This is a genomic window from Streptomyces cirratus (genome assembly GCF_014650775.1).
Taxonomy (GTDB): Bacteria; Actinomycetota; Actinomycetes; order Streptomycetales; family Streptomycetaceae; genus Streptomyces; species Streptomyces cirratus.
In genome coordinates this window covers 64,538-85,642 of the sequence record NZ_BMVP01000005.1, presented here as the reverse complement: position 1 = coordinate 85,642, position 21,105 = coordinate 64,538, and the positions used below count along the sequence as shown (strand labels likewise).

The window sequence follows — 21,105 nt, the reverse complement described above, 5'->3', positions numbered from 1 at the left end:
CGGCGATGCGCGCGTGCCCCGTGTGCGGTGCCTCGAACGAACCGACGGACGACTTCTGCGGCAACTGCGGTTCCTACCTCGGCTGGTCGGACGCCGCCGCGACGCGGGAGACGCCGCCCCCGCAACCGAGCCGGGCCACCCCGGCCACTGCGGCCACCCCGGATCCCGCGCCGCCGTCGACCGGTTCTGCCCCGGCCGGTTCTGCCCCGGCCGGTTCTGCCCCGGCCGGTTCCGCGTCGACCGCGGAACCGGCCGACGGCGCCTCGAACGCCCCCGCGCCGCCCGACAGCCCCGCGCCGCCGCGGCGCACCACCCCGCCGGCCGACCCCGTGCCCCCCGCCGACCCCGTGCCCCCCGCCGGTCCGGGGCCCGCCGCCGCGCCGCCCGCGGGGCGGGCGGCCGCCGATCCGGTGCCCGTGCGCCCGGCGAGGGCCGTCGCTCCGCGGCCGGTCGTCAACGCGCCCCCGGTCGGCGAGGACGTGTCCGGGGTGCCGTGCCCCTCCTGCGGTACGCCCAACCCGCCCGACCGGCGCTTCTGCCGCCGCTGTGCGACGCCGCTGACGCCCGGCACCGTCGCGCCGGCGCTTCCATGGTGGCGGACGATCTGGCCGCTGCGCCGCCGCACCCGCGCCGGCTCCGGCCGGCTGGTGCGCTTCCTCGTGATCCTGGCCGTCGTACTGGCCCTGTGCGCCGGCGGCTTCCTGCTGCTGCCGGCCGGCCGGCAGCTGATCGAGGACACCCGGGACAAGCTCGGCAAGAGCAAGGCGGTGACCCCGACCCGCGTCGAGGCGACCGCCGAGCTGCCCGGGCACCCGCCGGACAGCACCACCGACGGGCTCAGCAACCGCTACTGGGGCGCGCCCGGCCCCGGCGCCTCGGTGACGTACACCTTCGCCAAGCCCTTCCGGCTGGTCGGCGTGATCGTCACCAATGGCGCCTCGCCCTCCCCGGAGGAGTACGCGCGCCAGGGCCGGGCGCTCCAGATCGAGATGGAGGTGACGGCGCGGGACGGCGGGAAGCACCACAAGAGCCTCGCCCTCAGCGACAAACCGGGCCCGCAGACCTTCCCCACCGGCATCAGCGACGCCACGTCGATCCGGCTGACCCTCGACGCACCCGCCGGACTGGACCAGGGCCGCCATCTCGCCCTGGCGGAAGTGGAGTTCTTCCAACGTTCCTGATGCCGGCCGGGGTCCGCCCGCTCCTACCGGTCGGATTGGAGCGCGGTGCGCAGGGTGACCGCGGCCATGGCGATGGCGGCGTCGGCGGCGGGCGTCGCGCGCAGGGCGTCGAGCATGACGAAGTCGTGGATGACGCCCTGGAAGCGGACGGCGGTGACGGGGACTCCGGCGGTGCGGAGTTTGTTGACGTAGGCCTCGCCCTCGTCGCGCAGGACGTCGGCCTCGGCGGTGATGACGAGGGCCGGGGGCAGGCCGGCGAGCTGGTCGGTGGTGGCGCGCAGCGGGGAGGCGGTGATCCGGTCGCGGTCGGCTTCATCGGTGGTGTACTGGTCCCAGAACCGCTGCATGCCGTCGCGGCGCAGGTAGTAGCCTTCGGCGAACTGGTGGTAGGAGCCGGTGTCGAAGGCGGCGTCGGTGACGGGTAGAAGAGGACCTGCCGGCGCAGGTCCAGGCCGCCGCGTTCCTTGGCCGTCAGGGTGAGGGCCGCGCTCATGTTGCCGCCGACGGAGTCTCCTGCCACCGCGATGCGGGTGGCATCGAGGTGGTGGGCGGAGCCGTCGGTGACGGTCCAGCGGGCCACCGTCCAGTTCTGCTCGATGGCGACGGGGTAGCGGTGTTCGGGCGCGAGGTCGTATTCGGGGAAGACCACGGCCGCGTCCGCGCCGACGGCGAGTTCGCGTACGAGCCGGTCGTGGGTGCGGGCGTTGCCTAACACCCAGCCCGCGCCGTGGAGGTAGACGATGACACAAGGGGACCGGAATCGCTCCGAGCACGCGTCGCCGTACGTCTACGTCCTCGGGGTCCACCACGTTCCTGACCTGCACGAAGACGGATATCTCGTGTTACGTTCTGGAACTGGATCGGGCGGTCCCAGGAGGACATCGAACAGTTCCGCAGGACTGGACGAACGGCACCCGCCACGGCGAGGTCACGGGCTACGACGGCCCTCCGATCCCTGCTCCGCAACTCCCGCCAACTCGTTTGAAGCCCAGGGGAAGGGTCCGCTGACCTGCTGCTTCGCGTGGTCGGGCTGGGGGTGACGCTTGCAGCTGTCTACCGCGTGACCTCGGCCCGCGGGCCGTAACCCCTGCGCCCGACGCCCAGGGGAGTGCCCTCTTCGGGGAACCGGGTGACCGCATCCATGCGGTCGGAGAGCCGCGCCGCCGACGGTCTGGCCCTGCGGACGTCCCGTGACCTCACGGAGAGCACGGGCGGCACTCTCGAACCCGCAACCGACGGGACCGGGTTCGCGGTGATGCTCACGCTTGCGGCAGCAGCACGCAAGCGGGGACCACTGACTGGCGAGAGGGCGTGGGCGGTCATTCCAAGCCGGAGACCTTGAAGACCGTTTGGGCCGTCTCGCGGTCGATGCGCTGCGCCAGCTGTCGCAGGACGGTCACGCTGGAGAGCAGGGTGCCGCGCTGGATCGACGCGCGCGTGTCCGTGTCGAGGAGGTGCCACATCGCCGGGTTGCGGACCAGCACGGTGGGGTCGATCTCGACCTGACTTCCGTCCGTGTCGCGAAGGATCATCCGCTGGGCCACCCCGTCGGACCACCGGACTGAGACGAGGCGGTCGGTACGGACCGTGTCCGTCATGAGCAGTCCGCAGGCGCTCAGCAGTCCAGGACGTACGGAGACCCGGGACGGGTACAAGATCACGAAGGCCAGGCCGGCGAGGCCGCTCCACAGGGCGCCACGTGTCAGATCGAGGCTCCCGAAACCGGCGTCCATGCCGAACAGAGCCGTGAAGAGGAGGAACGCGACACCGATCGCGGAGCGCCGCTCACCGGTCCAGTGGACGTCGTGTGCGAAGGGCCCGGGAGATGCCGCTGCGGCACCGTGTGCGCCGGTCGCGGCATGTGTGAAACGTCGTTCCATGAGAGCGACGTTAGGGCTGGTAGCGGCTTTGGAGTCGGACGCTGACGCACCTCTGATGTGATGGCTACGCCATCTTGATGGGACTGCCCGACGGAACGCCACCGGCTTCAAGGGCCCGGTGGGCTGATCGAAGGCGTTGGCCGGGAGTAGTCGTACGGCGGCGGGCTCCAAGGTGCGGGGGCGGGCGAGGGCTTGAAGGGACCTGCCCGGTTCGCCATGAGGATGAGCATCGTCCCGGCGAAGAGCAGGGTGACGATGATGAGGGCGAGCCCGACGGGGTTGTAGGGGTTGTAGGAGTAGCGGTTCGTACCCCACTTGCTCCGTTTGAAGACCGGTTCGTCGTCGTACGGCACAGCCGTCTCCTCGGATTGCAGGGGATGGTGCTTCTGATCACGGGGTGCAGCCGGCTCGCTTCTGCGCGGCCGGAAGGTAGGCGGCGACGAAGCGCGCGAGGTCCTCGCGGCGTTCGTTGACGTCGGTCGGAGCCTTTGTGCCCAGACCTCCACCACGTACCGGCGTGGCACACCCTTGTACGTGCAGGCGCTGTACGCCATCGCCGCGCTGCCCGCGATCCGGGCATCGGTGCCGACGCCGGCCTCCTGAGGTTTCCCAACGCCCAGGAGGTTACGGTCTTGACCCGCAGAGGGTCCACATCAGCAGCCACCATGCTTGCCCGGAACGTCAGCTCGCGGCGCTTGTCGACCTCCATCCCGCGACCGGTGATGTCTTCACCGCGCGCGACGGTGTCGCCCTGCTTGACCGAACCACCCGGCGGAAGCAGCGGTTTCAGCAGAGCGGAGTGGACCTCGACGCCGCACACATCGCCGGGTACCGCGTACTCCTTCGAAGGCGGCCCCGTTGATTGCGAGGGCGTCAACGCCGCGCTGCGCGGCGCCGCCGACGACGGGCCTGGTCGGTCAGCACCACCTGCGGCCGCCTGGCCAGCGGCGTTTCGCGGTCCAGCTCCGCGTACCGGCTCCCACGGTAGTCGTGGCCGGGCGTCGCGGCGACCGCCAGGGCGTACGGCGGCCAGCCCACCGACAACGCCCGTGCGCGGCCAATGGCTGATGGGCGCGCGTGGTCGTGTACGACGGCGTGGGTGAGGTTCTCGACCTCCTCCAGGAGGGTGAAGTCGGCGGCGGGCGGCCGGAGCTGGGCACTGCTGATGCCGGCGGCGGCGATCAGCCGGTCGGTGACCGTCTGGGCCTCCTCGGTCAGCGCCCTTGGTCAGGGGCTGGTGGCAGGTGCGCGCGGCCTTCTGATGCCGCTGCGTCAGGACCGCATCAAAGATCGACTTCCACGCGGAAGGAACCCGTCAAGGAGTGCTGCCGGGGCCGCTCGCCGTGCGCAGACTGGTGTGGCGACGGAGCCGGACGACGGACCGGCGGCACGCGGCCGGCGGGTGGTGACCTGAACACCGCCGAAACAGCGCAGGGTCCCGCCGTGGGGGTACGGACCGATGCGACCGCGTGCCGGTCACCCGTCGCACAACACATGAGCCGTCCGGCCCTCCGTTGTGGGGATACCGGGGCCGGACGGCTCGCGTGTTTCGGTCGGTCGCCTCGACGTCAGGTAACGGCGGACGTCGGGATCTGCGGTGATACCGGAGGACCGTACCCCGCTCTGGGCAGGGTGAGGACCATGGTGAGGCCGCCGCCCGGGGTGTCCTCGGCTGCCAGGGTGCCGCCGATGGCCTCGGTGAAGCCGCGGGCGACCGCGAGGCCGAGGCCCACTCCCGCTCCGCGCGGCGCGTCCCCGTGGCGCTGGAAGGGTTCGAAGATCCTTACCTTGGCCTCGTCGGGGACTCCGGGTCCGCGGTCGACGACGCGGACCTCGACGCGGTTGGCCAGGGCGCTGGCAGAGACGCTGACGGGTCGGCCGGCGGGGCTGTACTTGACGGCGTTCTCGACGATGTTGGCGACGGCGCGCTCCAGCAGGCCCCGGTCGACGGCGACCATCGGCAAGGTCTCGGGGATGTCGAGTTCGACGCTGTCCTCCGGTACGCCGCCCAGGGCCATGGGGACGATCTCGTCGAGGTCGGTCTCCCGGATCAGCGGGACGACGGTGCCGGTGTTGAGACGGGACATGTCGAGGAGGTTGCCGATCAGGGCGGCGAGGCGGTCGGCGCCGTCCTCGATGCCTTCGAGGAGTTCGGCCCTGTCCTCCTCGGACCATGCGACGTCGTCGGAGCGCAGCGAGGTGACGGAGGCCTTGATGCCGGCGAGCGGGGTGCGCAGGTCGTGGCTGACCGCGGCGAGCAACGCTGTACGGATGCGGTTGGCCTCGGCGAGTTCGCGGGATTTCTCGGCCTCGTCGACGAGGCGCTGGCGGTCGAGCACGACTGCGGCCTGAGCGGCGAAGGCGCCCAGGACGCGGCGGTCCTCGGCGGGCAGGACTCGGCCGGTCAGGGCGAGCGCCATGTTGTCGCCGATGGGCAGGTCCACGTCCGCGTCCTCGGGCCGGCTGACAGGGCCGGTGCCGACGGATGCCGCAGTGGTCCAGGGGTCGACCTCACTGGTGCGTTCCAGGAGGGCCACCGACTGCATCGCGAAGGTCTCGCGCAGCCGTTCGAGGAGGGCGCTGAGGGAGTCCTCGCCGCGCAGGACACTGCCGGCGAGGAAGGAGAGGATCTCGGACTCGGCGCGCAGGCGGGCGGCTTGGTGGGTGCGCCGGGCGGCGAGGTCGACCACGGAGGCCACGGACACCGCCACGCCGACGAAGATCGCGATGGCCACGATGTTCTTCGGGTCGGAGATCGTGAACTCGTGCAGTGGCGGGGTGAAGTAGTAGTTCAGCAGCAGGGACCCGAAGGCCGCCGAGGCGAGCGCGGGGAGCAGCCCGCCGAGCAGCGCCGCCGCCACCGTGAACGTGAGGAAGAGCAGCATGTCGTTCGCGAGCCCGAGCTCGGGGACGAGCTGGCTGAGCAGCACGGAGAGCACGGCGGGGCCGGCGATGCCGGTCAGCCAGCCCCAGATGATGCGGGACCGGCCGAGCCGCGCGCCGCGGGCGACGGGCAGCCCGCGGCCCTTGGCGGCCTCGTCGTGGGTGACGATGTGGACGTCGAGGTCCGGGCCCGATTCGCGGGCCACGGTGGCGCTGACGCCGGGGCTGAGGACGTACTGCCAGGAGCGGCGGCGGCTCACCCCCAGCACGATCTGCGTGGCGTTGACCCCCCGGGCGAACTCCAGCAGGGCGTCCGAGACATCATCGCCTATGACGTGGTGGAAGGTGCCGCCGAGGTCCTCGACCAGCGTGCGCTGAACAGCCAGCTCCTTGGGCGAGGCGGAGGTGAGCCCGTCGCTCGCGGCGATGTAGACGGCGAGGACCTCGCCGCCCGCGCCCTTCTCGGCGAGGCGGACGGCGCGGCGGACGAGCGTACGGCCCTCGGGACCGCCGGTGAGACCCACGACGATCCGCTCGCGCGCCTGCCAGGTCGAGCGGATGTTGTGCTCGCCCCGGTACTGCTGGAGGTACTCGTCGACCCGGTCGGCCACCCACAACAGCGCCAGCTCACGCAGCGCGGTCAGATTGCCGGGGCGGAAGTAGTTCGAGAGGGCCGCGTCGACCTTGTCCGGCTTGTAGACGTTGCCGTGGGCCATGCGGCGGCGCAGCGCCTGCGGGGACATGTCCACCAGCTCGATCTGGTCCGCCCGCCGGGCCACCTCGTCCGGCACGGTCTCGCGCTGGCGCACCCCGGTGATCGTCTCGACCACGTCACCCAGCGATTCCAGGTGCTGGATGTTCACCGTCGAGACGACGTCGATGCCCGCCTGGAGCAGCTCCTCCACGTCCTGCCAGCGCTTGGCATTGCGCGAGCCGGGCACGTTGGTGTGGGCGAGCTCGTCCACCAGGGCGACGGCGGGGCGGCGGGCGAGGATCGCGTCCACGTCCATCTCGGTGAAGGTGGACCCGCGGTACTCCAGCTCGCGTCGCTCGACGAGCTCGAGGCCGTGCAGCATCACCTCCGTCCGCGGACGGTTGTGGTGCTCGACGAAGCCGACGACGCAGTCGGTGCCCCGCTCGACCCGCCGGTGCGCCTCGGAGAGCATCGCGTACGTCTTGCCGACGCCCGGTGCCGCACCAAGATAGATGCGGAGCTTGCCGCGTCCCATGTTCAGACTCTTCTTCTCTGTTGACGATCGGGCGGATGATCAGGGTTCGAAGCGGTAGCCCATGCCCGGTTCGGTGATGAGGTAGCGGGGGTGCGAGGGGTCCGCTTCCAGTTTGCGCCGTAGCTGGGCCATGTAGACGCGCAGGTAGTTGGTGTTCTCCCCGTACGTCGGACCCCAGACCTCCAGCAGCAGGCGAGCCTGCGTGATCAGTCGGCCCGGGTGGGTGATGAGGATCTCCAACAGGTGCCACTCCGTGGGAGTCAGGCGTACGGTGCGGTCTCCCCGCCGCACCTTCCGTGCGACGAGGTCGACGGTGAACTCCTCAGTCGTCACGACGGCGACCTCGTCGGGCTGAGATGCCGCCGGGGCCTCGTGCCTCCGAGCGGCTGCCCGCAGGCGGGCCAGGAGCTCGTCCATGCTGAACGGTTTCGTCACGTAGTCGTCCGCGCCGGCGTCCAAGGCCCGGATCTTGTCCTCCGAGGTGTGCCGGGCGGAGAGGACCAGGATGGGCACGCGACTCCAGCCACGGACGTTCTTGATCACGTCGACGCCGTCCATGTCGGGCAGCCCGAGGTCCAGCACTATGACGTCCGGCTTGCGTGCGGCCGCGAGCCGCAGGGCCGAGCCGCCATCGGCGGCCTCCTCGACCTCGAACTTGCGCGCTTGAAGGGTGATCTTCAGCGCGCGGACGAGGCGGGGATCGTCCTCCACCACCAGCACCCGGGTCATCGGTGTGCAGCCTTTCCTTCGTTACGGGCACGGTGAGGAGCCGGCGGGGCGCTCGGGCACCCTCCCGGCGTTGGCTGGGGGAGTCCCGCGCCCCGCCGGCTCCCGGTCCGTGCGATGGGGGAACATCAGCTCTTGGTCAGTGCCTTGAGGGCGGTGTTGAGCTCGAGGACGTTGACACGGGGCTCGCCCATGAAGCCGAGGGTCCGGCCGGTGGTGTGGTCCGCGACGAGCTTCTCGACCTGCTTGACGTCGAGCTTGCTCTGCTCGGCGACCCGGTGAACCTGGAGCTTGGCGTACTCGGGAGAGATGTCCGGGTCCAGGCCCGAGCCGGAGGAGGTGACGGCGTCGGCCGGCACGTCCTCGGGCTCGACCTTGTAGGAGGCGGTGGAGTTCTCCGCGATGACCGCCTCCTTGGCAGCGACTACCTGCGCGCAGAGGCTGCCTTCCTCGGAATCCTTGGTGCACTTGCCGTTCACGGCCCCGTTGTCCGCGGAGCGGTTGGTGGCGCCGGAAAGGATCAGCGAGTACCGGGTGTTGACGCTGTTGGCGCCGAGGCCGTTGGAGGGGCGGGGCTGGAACCACCGCAGGTCCGGCTTCGCGGCCTCTTCGGCGTCGTCGCCCGCAGTCGGATCAGAAGGGGCCTGCTTCGGGAGGTCGTAGGTCTGCCCGATGAGGGAGGACCCGACGACCTGGCCGCTCTTGTCCTTGATCTCGGAGCCGTTGGCCTTGTCGTTGAACAGGGCCTGGGCGATGCCGGTGACGGCGAGCGGGTAGAGGACCCCGCAGATCACGGTCAGGACGAGCAGGGCGCGCAGGCCGGCCCCGATCAACCGTGCTGTGTTGCCTACAGAGTTGTTCATGTCGTCTCAGCCGATTCCGGGGATGAGGGTGATGAGGAGGTCGATGATCTTGATGCCGATGAACGGGGCGATCAGGCCGCCCACGCCGTACAGCCCCAGGTTGCGTCGGAGCATCTTGTCGGCGCTGGTCGGCTTGTACTGCACGCCCTTGAGGGCGAGCGGAACGAGCGCGATGATGATCAGCGCGTTGAAGACGACGGCGGAGAGGATCGCCGACTCGGGCGAGTGCAGGCTCATGATGTTGAGCTTGTCGAGGCCGGGGTAGACCACGGCGAACATGGCCGGGATGATCGCGAAGTACTTCGCGACGTCGTTGGCGATGGAGAAGGTGGTCAGCGCGCCCCGGGTGATGAGGAGTTGCTTGCCGATCTCGACGATCTCGATGAGCTTGGTGGGATTGGAGTCCAGGTCGACCATGTTCCCGGCCTCCTTGGCGGCCGAGGTGCCGGTGTTCATCGCCACGCCGACGTCCGCCTGGGCCAGTGCCGGGGCGTCGTTCGTACCGTCGCCGGTCATCGCGACGAGCTTGCCACCGGCCTGCTCCCGCTTGATCAGGGCCATCTTGTCCTCGGGCGTCGCCTCGGCGAGGAAGTCGTCGACACCCGCCTCCTCCGCGATCGCCTTGGCCGTCAGCGGGTTGTCGCCCGTGATCATGACGGTCTTGATGCCCATGCGGCGCAGCTCGTCGAACCGCTCGCGCATGCCCTCCTTGACGACGTCCTTGAGGTGGATGACACCGAGGATGCGGGCGCCCTTCTCGTCGTCGACGGCGACGAGGAGCGGGGTGCCGCCGGCTTCCGAGATCTCGTTCGCGAGGAGGTCGGCGTCGTCGGCGACCTGGCCGCCTTGTTCCTTGACCCAGGTGATGACCGAACCGGCAGCGCCCTTGCGGGTCTGCTTGCCGTCCACGTCCACGCCCGACATACGGGTCTGGGCGGTGAAGGCGATCCACTCGGCGTGCTCCAGCTCGCCCTGGTGACGTTCGCGGAGCCCGTACTCCTCCTTCGCCAGGACGACGATGGAACGACCCTCGGGGGTCTCGTCGGCCAGCGAGGACAGCTGGGCGGCGTCGGCCAGCTCGGCCTCGGTGGTGCCCTTGACCGGGACGAACTCCGAGGCCTGGCGGTTGCCGAGGGTGATGGTGCCGGTCTTGTCGAGCAGCAGGGTCGAGACGTCGCCCGCGGCCTCGACGGCCCGGCCCGACATGGCCAGGACGTTGCGCTGGACCAGGCGGTCCATGCCGGCGATGCCGATCGCGGAGAGCAGGGCGCCGATGGTGGTCGGGATCAGGCAGACGAGGAGAGCGGTGAGCACGATCATCGACTGCTCGGCGCCGGCGTAGATCGCGAAGGGCTGCAGGGTGACCACGGCCAGCAGGAAGACGATGGTGAGGGACGCCAGCAGGATGTTGAGCGCGATCTCGTTGGGCGTCTTCTGTCGGGCCGCACCCTCCACGAGAGCGATCATCCGGTCGATGAAGGTCTCGCCCGGCTTCGTAGTGATCTTGATGACGATCCGGTCGGAGAGGACCTTCGTGCCGCCGGTGACGGCCGAGCGGTCGCCGCCGGACTCCCGGATGACGGGAGCGGACTCGCCGGTGATGGCGGACTCGTCGACCGAGGCCACGCCCTCGACGACGTCACCGTCACCGGGGATGACGTCCCCGGCCTCGCAGACCACCAGGTCGCCGATCTTCAGCTCGGTGCCCGGTACGGACTCCTCGCCGCCGTGCTTGGTCAGGCGGCGGGCGACGGAGTCGGTCTTGGCCTTGCGCAGCGTGTCGGCCTGCGCCTTCCCGCGGCCCTCGGCCACGGCCTCGGCGAGATTGGCGAAGATCGTGGTCAGCCACAGCCAGGCGGTGATGGCCCAGCCGAACCAGTCCCTCGGGTCCATGAGCGCGAGCACGGTGGTGACCACCGAGCCGATCAGGACGACGAACATGACCGGCGACTTGACCATCACGCGGGGGTCGAGCTTGCGGACCGCGTCGGGGAAGGACTTGACCAGCTGCTTGGGGTCGAACAGGCCGCCGCCAACGCGGCCGGCAGGCGGCTTGTGGTCCGTGGGCAGGTCCTCGTGCGGAGCACGGGTCTCAGTGGCGGTGCTCATGATGCGAGCCCTTCGGCGAGCGGTCCCAGCGCGAGGGCGGGGAAGTAGGTCAGACCGGTGACGATGAGGATCGTGCCGACGAGGAGGCCGGTGTAGAGCGGCTTGTCGGTACGGAGGGTGCCCGCGGTCTCGGGGACGGGCTTCTGCCCGGCGAGGGAGCCGGCCAGGGCGAGGACGAACACCATGGGAAGGAAGCGCCCCAGCAGCATGGCGATGCCGATGGTCGAGTTGAACCACTGGGTGTCGGCGTTGAGGCCGCCGAAGGCGGAGCCGTTGTTGTTGGCGCCCGAGGTGTAGGCGTACAGGACCTCGGAGAAGCCGTGCGCCCCGGAGTTCAGCATCGAGTGGGGCGGGGTGGGCAGGGCCATGGCCGCGGCGGTGAAGCCGAGGGCCAGGGCCGGGGTGACGAGGATGTAGCAGGCCGCGAACTTGATCTCGCGGGTGCCGATCTTCTTGCCCAGGTACTCGGGCGTCCGGCCGACCATCAGACCGGCGATGAACACCGCGATGATCGCCATGACGAGCATGCCGTAGAGGCCCGAGCCGACACCGCCGGGGGCGATCTCGCCCAGCTGCATGCCCAGCAGCTGGATGCCGCCGCCGAGGCCGGTGTAGGAGGAGTGGAAGGAGTTGACCGCGCCGGTCGAGGTCAGGGTCGTGGCGACCGAGAAGATCGCGGAGGCGCCGACGCCGAAACGGGTCTCCTTGCCCTCCATCGCGCCGCCCGCGACGTCGAAGGCCGGGCCGTGGTGCGCGAACTCGGTCCACATCATCAGCGCGGTGAAGCCGATCCAGATGGTGGCCATGGTGGCGAGGATTGCGTAACCCTGGCGCAGGCTCCCGACCATGCGGCCGAACGTGCGGGTCAGCGCGAAGGGGATGACGAGGATCAGGAAGATCTCGAAGAGGTTGGAGAACGGGGTCGGGTTCTCGAAGGGGTGGGCGGAGTTGGCGTTGAAGTAGCCGCCGCCGTTCGTCCCGAGCTCCTTGATGACCTCCTGCGAGGCGACCGCACCGCCGTTCCACTGCTGCGAGCCGCCCAAGAACTGGCCGACCTCGTGGATCCCGGCGAAGTTCTGGATCACACCGCAGGCGACCAGGACGATCGCGCCGATCACGGCGATCGGCAGGAGGATCCGGACAGTGCCGCGGACCAGGTCCGCCCAGAAATTGCCCAGCTCACCGGTACGGGAGCGCGCGAACCCCCGTACGAGTGCGACCGCGACGGCCATGCCGACCGCGGCGGACACGAAGTTCTGCACCGCCAGGCCACCGGTCTGCACGACGTGGCCCATGGCCTGTTCGCCGGAGTACGACTGCCAGTTGGTGTTGGCCACGAACGACGCGGCGGTGTTGAAAGCCTGGTCCGGGTCGATGGCTTGGAAGCCGAGCGAGCCGGGCAGGACGCCCTGGGCGCGCTGCAGGGCGTACAGGAACAGGACACTGACCGCGGAGAAGGCGAGGACGCCGCGCAGGTAGGCGGGCCAGCGCATCTCGGCGGACGGGTTGGCGCCGATGGCCTTGTATATCCACTTCTCCGGCTTGTAGTGCTTCTCGGAGGAGTAGACGCGGGCCATGTAGTCGCCCAGGGGGCGGTAGGCCAGCGCGAGCGCGGCGATCAGTGCGAGGAGCTGGAGCACACCAGCGAGAACGGGACTCATCGGTGGCTAGAACCTCTCCGGCTTGACGAGGGCGAGGACGAGGTAGCCCAGCAGGGCGACGGCCACGACGAGGCCGACGATGTTCTCGGCGTTCACAGCTTGGTCACCCCCTTGGCGATGAGAGCCACCAGCGCGAACACCGCGACCGTGGTGACGACGAAGGCCAGATCGGCCATCGTGAGCTCCTGAGTGAAGTGGGAAGTAATGAATCGGCCAGATGGCCGATGACGAGATAACCGTGTCTTCATCCCGGCGTTGAGACGCCTTGACGGTGTCCATACGGGCGCGGGGGAACTCTTAACGTCACCCTTACGGCAAGGGACGGGAAGGGACGGGAAGGCCCGGTCAGCCCAGGTGGTCCAGGCCTGCCGTGTCCAGGGCGGAGCCGGCCTGTGCGGCCAGTGCGACGGCCACCAGGCGGTCCTGTTCCGGGGGCAGCGGGCCGGGGAGGGGGTCCAGCAGGAAGCGGCCGTAGTAGTGTCCGCCGCCGATGACCCGCAACTCGGTCTCGCCGTCCGGCCAGTCGGCGTACTCCGTCACCCGGCCCGGACGGTTCAGCCACACTCCGCCGTCGTGCTCCAGGCGCGGCAGGCTGCCCATCAGGGTCCCGTACTGGAAGCGGCAGCCGCCCAGCCCGAGCAGGCCGACGAGCTCCCGGCGCACGTACTCGACGACCGCCTCCGGCGAGCGGCCGTCCTCGGCCAGCCGGGCGGTTCCCTGGAGGCTCGACAGATGGGCCGCGTCGGTGATCACGGTTGTCCGCAGTCGGCGTGCACGTACCGCCAGCTGGGAGACGATCAGGCCGACGACGAGCAGCAGGACCGCCGTCTCGACGTCATCGGGTTCCGTGATCGCGAACCGTTGGTAGGGCTCGGTCAGGAAGAAGTCGAACCAGACGGCCGCCGACAGTGCGGCCACCGCTCCGGCGGTCCGCGTGCCGACGGCGGCGACCGCGACCACCGCGACGACGAGGATCAGGGCCGCGTTCGTCGCCGAAAGGTCCGTACGGAAGGGCACGAGCGCGAGCGCCACGAGGAAGGGGGCCGCGAGGGCCGCGAACAGGGCGGCAGCGTCGCGGTGGCGATACCCGGACATGTGATGCCTCCTGTCCGGACACGAGGGCTTTGGATCAGAACTTCTCGGGCCTGATCAGTGCGGTCACGAGATAGCCGAGCAGAGGGAGGGCGACGACCAGCCCGACCACGTCCTCCGCTTCCATCTGAACCTTCTCCCTTTGCCGGGGACGGGCTGGGGAGCACCCCTGTTCAACTCTGCCCCCGTCAGAGGCACGGCCACGCACCCCGGCGAGGTCTTGACGCACCTCATACGGCTTTCCCGCTTCGGCATCAAGAGCGCGTGAACACTGGCGTGGCGGCCGTATGGACCACGTCAAGGACCCTGGCGATCCGGCCATGGAATTCCGACGCTGTCCTCACTTTGTCCAACGGAGGAACAGCGAGAGATGTCGATAGACATGGGAAAGACCGGCACTGCGGGGCAGGTTCCGGGCACGGAGGAACCTCCTGATACCGGTGTCCGCGCGCTGGCGGCGGAGCACCGGCACCGGCTGACCGCCCTCCAGGGGCTGGCCGCGCTGTCGTTGGACGCGATGGCGTCCGTGGCGTACGGGCCGGAATCGGTCGTGCTGGTCCTGGCCGCGGCCGGCGCCTACGGCATGGGGTTCACGCTCCCCGTCACCCTGGCGATCGCCGCGCTCCTCGCCGTGCTGGTGGCCTCGTACCGGCAGGTCATCGCGGCGTTCCCGGACGGCGGTGGCTCGTACGCGGTCGCCAAGCGGCATCTGGGCCGGCGTACGAGCCTGGTCGCCGCCGCCTCGCTGATCCTGGACTACGTCCTGAACGTAGCCGTCTCCGTCACCGCCGGAGTGGCCGCCCTGACCTCGGCGTTCCCCGGGCTGTACGGGGAGCGGGTGTGGATCTGCCTGGGCGTCCTGGTCCTGGTCACCGCCGTGAACCTGCGCGGGCTCGTGGAATCCGCGAAGGCGTTCCTCGTCCCCACCGCCGTCTTCGTCGGGTCGATCCTCGCGATGGTCGTCGTCGGGCTCTTGCGTGACGCTCCCGTCAGCACCGCCTCCGCCGCCGGGCACGCCTCCGCCCTCGGCGAGGGCGCGACCACCGTCGGCGCGCTCCTGTTGTTGAAGGCCTTCGCCGCCGGCTGTTCGGCCCTGACCGGAGTCGAGGCAGTCGCCAACGCCGTGCCCTCCTTCCGCGCCCCGGCCGCCCGCCGCGCGCAGCGCACCGAGGTCGCGCTCGGCGCGCTCCTGGGCGTGATGCTGATCGGCCTGTCGGTCCTCATCGGGCGCTTCCACCTCCAGCCCGTCGAGGGCGTCACCGTCCTCGCTCAGCTCGCGGACGCGTCCTTCGGCCACGACCTCGCCTTCTACGTCGTCCAGTTCGCCACCATGGTGCTGCTCGCGCTCGCCGCGAACACCTCCTTCGGCGGGCTGCCCGTGCTGATGAGCCTGCTGGCCCGAGACAACCACCTGCCGCACGTGTTCGCGCTCAAGGCCGACCGGCAGGTCCACCGCCACGGCGTGGTCTGGCTGGCGCTCCTCTCCGCCCTCCTGCTCGTCCTCTCCGGCGGTGACACCAACACCCTCGTACCGCTCTTCGCCATCGGCGTGTTCATCGGCTTCACCATCTGCCAGGTCGGGATGGTCCGGCACTGGTACGGGGAGCGCCCGCGCGGCTGGCAGGCGAAGGCGGCGCTGAACGGCTTCGGCGCGCTGCTGACCGGAGTCTCGGCGGTCGTCGTCACCGCCACCAAGTTCACCGAGGGCGCCTGGCTGATCGTCGTCGCGCTGCCGCTGCTCGTCCTCGGCTTCGAGAAGGTCCACCGTGCGTACACCGAGATCGGCGAACGCCTGGAGCTGGGCCGGATCCCGCAGGCCCCGCGGCGCTCCCGCTCCGTGGTCGTGGTCCCCGTCTCCGGTCTGTCCCGGCTGACGAGCCAGGCCCTCACGGCCGCTCGTTCGCTCGGCGACGAAGTCCTCGCCGTGACCGTCACCCACCCGGCTCCCGAGGACCGTCAGGTGGCCGAAGCCTTACGGCGGGACTGGGAGTTGTGGAAGCCCGGTGTCGAACTGGTCGAGCTCTCCTCGGAGGCCCGCTCGCTCGGCCGCCCGCTGTCGGCGTACGTGCGGAAGCTGGCGCAGGCTCACGCCGACTCCCAGGTGACCGTGCTCATCCCGGAGACCGAACCCGCCCACCTGTGGCAGCGGCTGCTCCAGAACCAGCGCGGCTCCGTCGTCGCCCACGCCGTCCGCCGCGACACCGACGCCGTCATCTGCCGACTGCGCTTCCGCATCACGGCCGACGCACGTTGACGGGTGTTGTGCGGGAGGCATGAATACCTTGTGTCGCCGCCGGGGAACTCCGCGGACTCCTATCAACCGACCGTCCCGGACCGCGCGAACTGGTGAAGAAGCCGGTGCTGTCCGCCGGCGTCGTCGTTCGGGAGGCCGGGAACAAGGGCGACGAGCCCCGGGGCGGTGTCGGTGTGGCGGATCGACGGGGCAGCTCGTGCGGCGGGCTATGTGATCCCGGCCCTTGCGGGGGCGAAGGCACGCGCCGTCCGGCTCGGTATGCGGGGCGCTGAGTTCCGACACCGAGACGGCTTCCAGACCACGGACTACGCGCTGAGCGATCTTGCCGGTGGAACCTCTCAGAACCGGCGCTTCGCCGAGCTGCCGGCTGTTTCGCAGGCGAATCCCGACTTCTCGCCGCAATGATGCCCGGCCGGGACGGCAGCCATGGGCCGGCGGGAGCCCACCCTGCGGGGTTCTGCCGCGGAGGGAGCGCGTTCGGTACGCCACCGGAAGGAAAGGCGTTAAGAGCGCGTCAGGATTCCGTCAGGCGAGGATATAGACGTATTGGCTGTGTTCCCGCTGCGTACGCTGGCCCAGCCGTCGACTCCGATGGCCGAATCCCATGCCGTACGACAGGAGCGCCCGACGATGGCCACCCCTGCCCGCTCTTCGCGCCTGCGCGCGTGGATGCTGGAAGGCTTGACCGCCCAGACCAGTTCGCCCGCAGCCAAGGAGGCGGCGGCCCAGCCGCACGGCCGGCCGTGGTGGCGGGTGATGTGCCTGACGGGTCTCGACTACTTCTCCACCCTCGGCTACCAGCCCGGCATCGCCTTCCTCGCGGCGGGCCTGCTGTCGCCGCTGGCGACCATCGTGCTCGTGCTGCTCACCCTCCTCGGCGCGCTGCCCGTCTACCGGCGGGTGGCCGAGGAGAGCCCGCACGGCGAGGGTTCCATCGCCATGCTGGAGAAGCTGCTGTCGTTCTGGAAAGGGAAGCTGTTCGTCCTGACCCTGCTCGGGTTCGCGGCGACCGACTTCCTCATCACCATCACCCTCTCCGCCGCCGACGCGACCGCGCACATGGTGGAGAACCCGCACCTCACCAGCACCCTGCACGGCCACGAGGTATTGATCACCCTGATCCTGATCGCACTGCTCGGCGGCGTCTTCCTGAAGGGCTTCAGCGAGGCCATCGGCGTCGCCGTGGTCCTGGTGGCCACCTATCTCACCCTGAACGTCGTCGTCGTGGCGGTCGGGCTGTGGAACGTGTTCACCGAGCCGCAGGTCATCACCGACTGGACGACCGCGCTGACCGCCGAGCACGGCAACCCCTTCATGATGATCGCCATCGCGCTCGTCGTGTTCCCCAAGCTCGCGCTGGGCCTGTCCGGCTTCGAGACCGGAGTGGCGGTCATGCCACACGTCGAGGGCGACCCCGCGGACACCGAGGAGAAGCCCGCCGGGCGGATCCGCGGAGCCAAGAAGCTGCTGACCACGGCGGCCGTGATCATGAGCATCTTCCTGATCTGCTCCAGCCTCATCACCACCTTGCTGATCCCGGCCGCCCAGTTCCAGCCGGGCGGCGAGGCCAACGGACGCGCCCTGGCCTATCTGGCCCACGAGTACCTGGGCTCCGCGTTCGGCACGGTCTACGACGTCTCGACCATCTGCATCCTGTGGTTCGCCGGCGCCTCGGCGATGGCCGGCCTGCTGAACCTGATGCCGCGCTACCTGCCCCGCTACGGCATGGCCCCGCACTGGGCCCGCGCCCTGCGCCCGATGGTGATCGTCTTCACGCTGATCGCCTTCCTGGTGACCTGGCTCTTCAACGCGGACGTCGACGCCCAGGGCGGCGCCTACGCCACGGGCGTCCTGGTCCTGATCACCTCGGCGGCGGTCGCCGTGACCATCGCGGCCCGGCGGGCCGGGGAGCGCGGCTGGACCATCGGCTTCGGGATCATCTCGGCCGTCTTCATCTACACCACCGCGATCAACGTCGCCGAGCGCCCCGACGGCGTGAAGATCGGCGCCTGCTTCATCGCCGGCATCATGGCGCTCTCCCTCCTCTCGCGTCTGGCCCGCGTCTTCGAGCTGCGCGTCACGGACATCGAGTTCGACGACATGGCGCAGCGGTTCATCCGCGACACCGCCAACCGCACCATCCGGTTCATCGCCAACGAGCCCGACAACCGGGACCTGGAGGAGTACCGGCAGAAGAAGGCGCAGATCCGCGCGGACAACGACATCCCGGCCGAGGACGACGTCGTCTTCGTCGAGGTCACCGTCCTGGACGCCTCCGAATTCGAATCCGGCATGCGCGTACGCGGCGAAGTCCTCCACGGCCGCTACCGCGTCCTGACCCTGGAGAGCTCCAGCATCCCCAACGCCCTCGCCGCGCTCATGCTCCACGTCCGGGACGAGACCGGCCAACGTCCCCACATCTACTTCGAGTGGACCGAGGGCAACCCGATGGCCAACTTCTTCCGGTTCTTCCTCTTCGGCCAGGGCGAGGTCGCCCCCGTCACCCGCGAGGTCATCCGCGAAGCCGAACCGGACCGCAGCCGCCGCCCGCACGTCCACGCCGGCTGACGCGCGGCGTGAGCAAGCCGACCACAATCCCGCCGGACCGTACTCGTCCTCGGGGCGGCCGGCGAGGCGGCCTCACCCGCCGATGTCCCGCAGGCGGAGGTCCTCCAGGGTCTCGCGCCGGACGAGGAGCCGGGCGGTGCCGTCGTGCACGGCGACCACTGGCGGCCGGCCCACCATGTTGTAGCCGGACGCCATGGACAACTGGTACGCCCCCGACACCGGTACGGCGATCAGGTCGCCGGGTCGGACGTCGCCGGGCAGTTCCACCCCGGCAGCGAGGACGTCCCCGGCCTCGCAGTGGCGGCCGACGACCGTGGCCGTACGGGGAGCCGCCCCGGCCCGGCCGATCAGCCGGGGCGCGTACCGGACCCCGTACAGAGCAGGCCGGGGGTTGTCGCTCATACCGCCGTCGACGGCGACGAACACCGTTTCCCCGGTGTGCTTGACGGCCAGGACCCGGTATACGGCGACCCCCGCCGGCCCGACGACCGCCCGGCCGGGCTCGACGGCCAGCCGCGGGACGGGCAACCCGGCCCCGGCACAGGCCTCGGTCAGCTCACCGCGCAGCCTGCGGGCGAGCGTGGTGACGTCGAGGGCCGCTTCGCCCGGGCGGTAGGCGATGCCGTGGCCGCCGCCCATGTCGAGCTCGGGGAGGACGCGGCCGTGGGCGTCGCGGATGCGGGCCATCAGCCCGACCAGGCGGCGCAGGGCCGTGAGGTAGGGCTTGACCTCGGTGATCTGGGAGCCGATGTGGCAGTGCAGCCCGGTCAGCTCCAGCTGCGGCTGGGCGAGGACCCGTGCCACGGCGTGCAGTGCGGATCCGTCGCTGAGGGAGAGCCCGAACTTCTGCCCGTCGCTACCCGTGCGGATCTTGTGGTGGCCGCCGGCGGAGACGCCCGGGACCACCCGCACCATCACCTTCTGGCGGCCGTCCGGCCCGACGGCGGCGGCGATGCGGGCGATTTCCGACGGGCTGTCGATCACGATCCGCCCGATCCCCAGGCGCAGCGCCGTGTCGAGGTCGCGCGGAGACTTGGCGTTGCCGTGGAGCACGATCCGGTCGGGCGGGAACCCCGCCGTGACGGCCAGTTCCAGTTCCCCCGCCGAGCAGACGTCCAGGCCCAGGCCCTCCTCCTGCACCCAGCGCACCATGGCCCGGGAGAGGAACGCCTTGGCCGCGTAGTGGACCTCGGCCTCGGGGAAGGCGTCCTTGTACGTCCGGCAGCGCCCGCGCACCTCACCCTCGTCCAGGACGTAGACGGGGGTCCCGAAGCGCTCCGCCACCTCGACGAGGTCGACGCCGCCCACGGCCAGGCCGCCGTGCGGGAGCCGGGTGGTGGACGCCGGCCAGACGGAGAGGTCGCCCGTGCCCGGTTCCGAGGCCGGAATGACAGCGGTGGTCATCGCGCGGTCCCCCTTCTCACGCGGCCGGAGCCGAAGAGGCCCGCCGCGGGTCCGGGGCGAGCACGGGGGACCCACCGGTGACGGACCGGGTCACGGACCGGGTGACGGCGGGTGCGGTGAACGTCGGGTCGACGGTCAGCAGTTCCACCCCGAGGGGCTCGGCCAGCGCCCGCAGAGCCTGCTCCGAGAGCCGGATGCAGGGCTGCTGCGCGCCGAACACGGCGGCCAGCAGCCCGGGATCGGTGAAGCCGACGGCGGTACGAGCGCCCAGCGGGGTGCGGAACATGCGTACCGCCACCTCCGCCGCTCCCGGCCGGACGGGGACGTAGAGGAGTCCGGCCGGGACGCGTTCCTCGGGCTCGGGGTCGTCGTCGTACTGGAAAAGGCACATGGGGCCCTCCTGGGGGAGCCGTGGACGAGTGTCGGCGCCCCGGGTGCGGGGAGGCGTTCCGGGGCGGCCACACGAAAGCTATCCCCGGGCTGGTGCCCCTGTGGTCTGCCCCTGACGGGATCCTGATGCCGTACGCCGGAGTCCATACGGGGTACTGACGGCCGGGGGCGGAAGGCGTCAGGAACGCGTCGGAATCGACCCCGGCCGTGTCAGAGGACCGTCAGCGAATCGGCCTCGGAGCGCTTCCCTGCCGTTGGATGAGTCCCCCGGACGGATCGACGAGGGAGGAAGCGTGCCGAAGGTGGTCGTCGGTGTCAGTGGAGGTCTGGGCGGCCTCGGAGCACTTCACCGAGCTGTGACCGAGGCTCGGCTGAGGCGGGTGGAGCTGTGCGCGGTTCTGGCATGGCAGGCTCCGGGCGGCGGGCCCGGCAGCCGCACTTCCTGCGGGGTGCCGGTCCTGGCGCTGTGCCGGTCGGCCGCGGCGGACCGGCTGCGGGAGGTACTCGACGCGACTTTCGGCGGCCGGACCCCGCCCGTCACCCTCACGGGCCTCACGGTGCGGGGCACGGCGGGTGCCGCGCTCGTCGACGTCGCACGCGACCCGGACGACCTGCTCGTGGTGGGCGCGGGCCCACGCGGCCCGCTGCGCCGCCTGTTCCGTCCGTCGGTAGCCCGCTACGTCCTCGCCCACGCGGCCTGTCCTGTTCTGACCGTGCCCCCGTCCCCGCTCCGGGCCGAGTACGAAGCGGCCCACCGGCGCAACTCCTGGCGGCTGCCGCTCGACGTCCGAGAACTCGCCTGACGCTGTGGACACCGTTGCGCTCGGGCCGACCGCACAGGGGAACCCAGGTCGTCGGGGCGGCG

The 21,105-nt window shown here is 70.5% G+C and carries 18 protein-coding genes and 2 pseudogenes; 5 read left to right on the top strand and 15 right to left on the bottom strand.

Features of this window, described 5'->3' with window-relative positions; genetic code table 11:
• Positions 1-5 precede the first annotated feature (5 nt).
• Positions 6-1,181: an NADase-type glycan-binding domain-containing protein gene (locus IE207_RS15685; protein WP_190184822.1), complete on the top strand. Its 1,176-nt coding sequence runs from the start codon at positions 6-8 to the stop codon at positions 1,179-1,181.
• Positions 1,182-1,204: 23 nt separating this feature from the next.
• Here IE207_RS15685 and IE207_RS15680 read toward each other — a convergent pair.
• Positions 1,205-1,896: pseudogene (locus tag IE207_RS15680) on the bottom strand (alpha/beta hydrolase).
• A gap of 126 nt (positions 1,897-2,022) precedes the next feature.
• Between IE207_RS15680 and IE207_RS33185 the strand changes: the two are divergent.
• A pseudogene (locus IE207_RS33185) lies at positions 2,023-2,189 on the top strand (pirin family protein); the annotation flags it as partial.
• 311 nt (positions 2,190-2,500) lie between these two features.
• Here the strand turns inward: IE207_RS33185 and IE207_RS15675 are convergent.
• From IE207_RS15675 to kdpF (IE207_RS15620), 12 genes are all read right to left on the bottom strand, one after another.
• Positions 2,501-3,061, bottom strand: coding sequence for a hypothetical protein (locus IE207_RS15675; RefSeq protein WP_190184821.1), 561 nt, complete (start codon positions 3,059-3,061; stop codon positions 2,501-2,503).
• 107 nt (positions 3,062-3,168) lie between these two features.
• Positions 3,169-3,414: a hypothetical protein gene (locus IE207_RS15670; RefSeq protein WP_190184820.1), complete on the bottom strand. Its 246-nt coding sequence runs from the start codon at positions 3,412-3,414 to the stop codon at positions 3,169-3,171.
• Between the two features lie 520 nt (positions 3,415-3,934).
• A complete protein-coding gene (locus tag IE207_RS15665; protein ID WP_190184819.1) occupies positions 3,935-4,099 on the bottom strand; it encodes a hypothetical protein in 165 nt (54 codons plus the stop codon).
• Positions 4,100-4,629: 530 nt separating this feature from the next.
• Positions 4,630-7,173 (bottom strand): DUF4118 domain-containing protein, encoded by a 2,544-nt coding sequence (locus tag IE207_RS15660; protein ID WP_190184818.1) that lies wholly within the window; start codon positions 7,171-7,173, stop codon positions 4,630-4,632.
• Positions 7,174-7,212: 39 nt separating this feature from the next.
• The gene (locus tag IE207_RS15655; protein WP_190184817.1) at positions 7,213-7,902 is read right to left on the bottom strand and encodes a response regulator; all 690 of its coding nucleotides are present in this window, start codon (positions 7,900-7,902) and stop codon (positions 7,213-7,215) included.
• A 125-nt stretch (positions 7,903-8,027) separates the two neighbouring features.
• A complete protein-coding gene (locus tag IE207_RS15650) occupies positions 8,028-8,762 on the bottom strand; it encodes a potassium-transporting ATPase subunit C (protein ID WP_190184816.1) in 735 nt (244 codons plus the stop codon).
• A gap of 6 nt (positions 8,763-8,768) precedes the next feature.
• Positions 8,769-10,871 carry a potassium-transporting ATPase subunit KdpB gene (gene kdpB / locus IE207_RS15645; protein WP_190184815.1) on the bottom strand — a complete coding sequence of 701 codons (2,103 nt, stop codon included), beginning with the start codon at positions 10,869-10,871 and terminating at the stop codon, positions 8,769-8,771.
• Positions 10,868-12,532, bottom strand: coding sequence for a potassium-transporting ATPase subunit KdpA (gene kdpA / locus IE207_RS15640; RefSeq protein ID WP_190184814.1), 1,665 nt, complete (start codon positions 12,530-12,532; stop codon positions 10,868-10,870). Before kdpA ends, kdpB begins: the two co-directional genes overlap by 4 nt.
• 6 nt (positions 12,533-12,538) lie before the next feature.
• The gene (gene kdpF / locus IE207_RS15635) at positions 12,539-12,628 is read right to left on the bottom strand and encodes a K(+)-transporting ATPase subunit F (protein ID WP_037884112.1); all 90 of its coding nucleotides are present in this window, start codon (positions 12,626-12,628) and stop codon (positions 12,539-12,541) included.
• On the bottom strand, positions 12,625-12,780 hold the full coding sequence (locus IE207_RS15630) for a hypothetical protein (protein ID WP_190184813.1): 156 nt from the start codon (positions 12,778-12,780) through the stop codon (positions 12,625-12,627). The genes kdpF (IE207_RS15635) and IE207_RS15630 overlap by 4 nt, the downstream gene beginning before the upstream one ends.
• Positions 12,781-12,877: 97 nt before the next feature.
• Positions 12,878-13,627 (bottom strand): DUF4118 domain-containing protein, encoded by a 750-nt coding sequence (locus IE207_RS15625; RefSeq protein ID WP_190184812.1) that lies wholly within the window; start codon positions 13,625-13,627, stop codon positions 12,878-12,880.
• 34 nt (positions 13,628-13,661) lie between these two features.
• Complete coding sequence (gene kdpF / locus IE207_RS15620) at positions 13,662-13,751, bottom strand: K(+)-transporting ATPase subunit F (RefSeq protein WP_190184811.1); 90 nt, start codon at positions 13,749-13,751, stop codon at positions 13,662-13,664.
• Positions 13,752-13,994: 243 nt separating this feature from the next.
• On the opposite strand from kdpF (IE207_RS15620), the gene IE207_RS15615 reads away from it, so the two are divergent.
• Together IE207_RS15615 and IE207_RS15610 are read left to right on the top strand one after the other, a co-directional pair.
• Positions 13,995-15,878: an APC family permease gene (locus IE207_RS15615; protein WP_190184810.1), complete on the top strand. Its 1,884-nt coding sequence runs from the start codon at positions 13,995-13,997 to the stop codon at positions 15,876-15,878.
• Positions 15,879-16,508: 630 nt separating this feature from the next.
• Entirely contained in the window at positions 16,509-18,446 is a 1,938-nt protein-coding gene (locus tag IE207_RS15610; RefSeq protein WP_190184809.1) for an APC family permease, read from the top strand.
• A gap of 72 nt (positions 18,447-18,518) precedes the next feature.
• Here IE207_RS15610 and lysA read toward each other — a convergent pair whose 3' ends face one another.
• The gene (gene lysA / locus IE207_RS15605; protein ID WP_190184808.1) at positions 18,519-19,850 is read right to left on the bottom strand and encodes a diaminopimelate decarboxylase; all 1,332 of its coding nucleotides are present in this window, start codon (positions 19,848-19,850) and stop codon (positions 18,519-18,521) included.
• 16 nt (positions 19,851-19,866) lie between these two features.
• Entirely contained in the window at positions 19,867-20,241 is a 375-nt protein-coding gene (locus tag IE207_RS15600; protein ID WP_190184807.1) for an SAV_915 family protein, read from the bottom strand.
• Positions 20,242-20,533: 292 nt separating this feature from the next.
• Between IE207_RS15600 and IE207_RS15595 the strand changes: the two genes are divergently transcribed.
• Complete coding sequence (locus IE207_RS15595; protein ID WP_308433604.1) at positions 20,534-21,043, top strand: universal stress protein; 510 nt, start codon at positions 20,534-20,536, stop codon at positions 21,041-21,043.
• The last annotated feature ends 62 nt before the right edge of the window (positions 21,044-21,105 follow it).

Coding starts and splice junctions, on each gene's coding strand:
- IE207_RS15685 (WP_190184822.1), top strand. CDS start 6: ATGCGCGCGTGCCCCGTGTGCGGTGCCTCGAACGAACCGACGGACGAC.
- IE207_RS15675 (WP_190184821.1), bottom strand. CDS start 3,061: ATGGAACGACGTTTCACACATGCCGCGACCGGCGCACACGGTGCCGCA.
- IE207_RS15660 (WP_190184818.1), bottom strand. CDS start 7,173: ATGGGACGCGGCAAGCTCCGCATCTATCTTGGTGCGGCACCGGGCGTC.
- IE207_RS15655 (WP_190184817.1), bottom strand. CDS start 7,902: ATGACCCGGGTGCTGGTGGTGGAGGACGATCCCCGCCTCGTCCGCGCG.
- IE207_RS15650 (WP_190184816.1), bottom strand. CDS start 8,762: ATGAACAACTCTGTAGGCAACACAGCACGGTTGATCGGGGCCGGCCTG.
- kdpB (WP_190184815.1), bottom strand. CDS start 10,871: ATGAGCACCGCCACTGAGACCCGTGCTCCGCACGAGGACCTGCCCACG.
- kdpA (WP_190184814.1), bottom strand. CDS start 12,532: ATGAGTCCCGTTCTCGCTGGTGTGCTCCAGCTCCTCGCACTGATCGCC.
- IE207_RS15630 (WP_190184813.1), bottom strand. CDS start 12,780: ATGAAGACACGGTTATCTCGTCATCGGCCATCTGGCCGATTCATTACT.
- IE207_RS15625 (WP_190184812.1), bottom strand. CDS start 13,627: ATGTCCGGGTATCGCCACCGCGACGCTGCCGCCCTGTTCGCGGCCCTC.
- kdpF (WP_190184811.1), bottom strand. CDS start 13,751: ATGGAAGCGGAGGACGTGGTCGGGCTGGTCGTCGCCCTCCCTCTGCTC.
- IE207_RS15615 (WP_190184810.1), top strand. CDS start 13,995: ATGTCGATAGACATGGGAAAGACCGGCACTGCGGGGCAGGTTCCGGGC.
- IE207_RS15610 (WP_190184809.1), top strand. CDS start 16,509: ATGGCCACCCCTGCCCGCTCTTCGCGCCTGCGCGCGTGGATGCTGGAA.
- lysA (WP_190184808.1), bottom strand. CDS start 19,850: ATGACCACCGCTGTCATTCCGGCCTCGGAACCGGGCACGGGCGACCTC.
- IE207_RS15600 (WP_190184807.1), bottom strand. CDS start 20,241: ATGTGCCTTTTCCAGTACGACGACGACCCCGAGCCCGAGGAACGCGTC.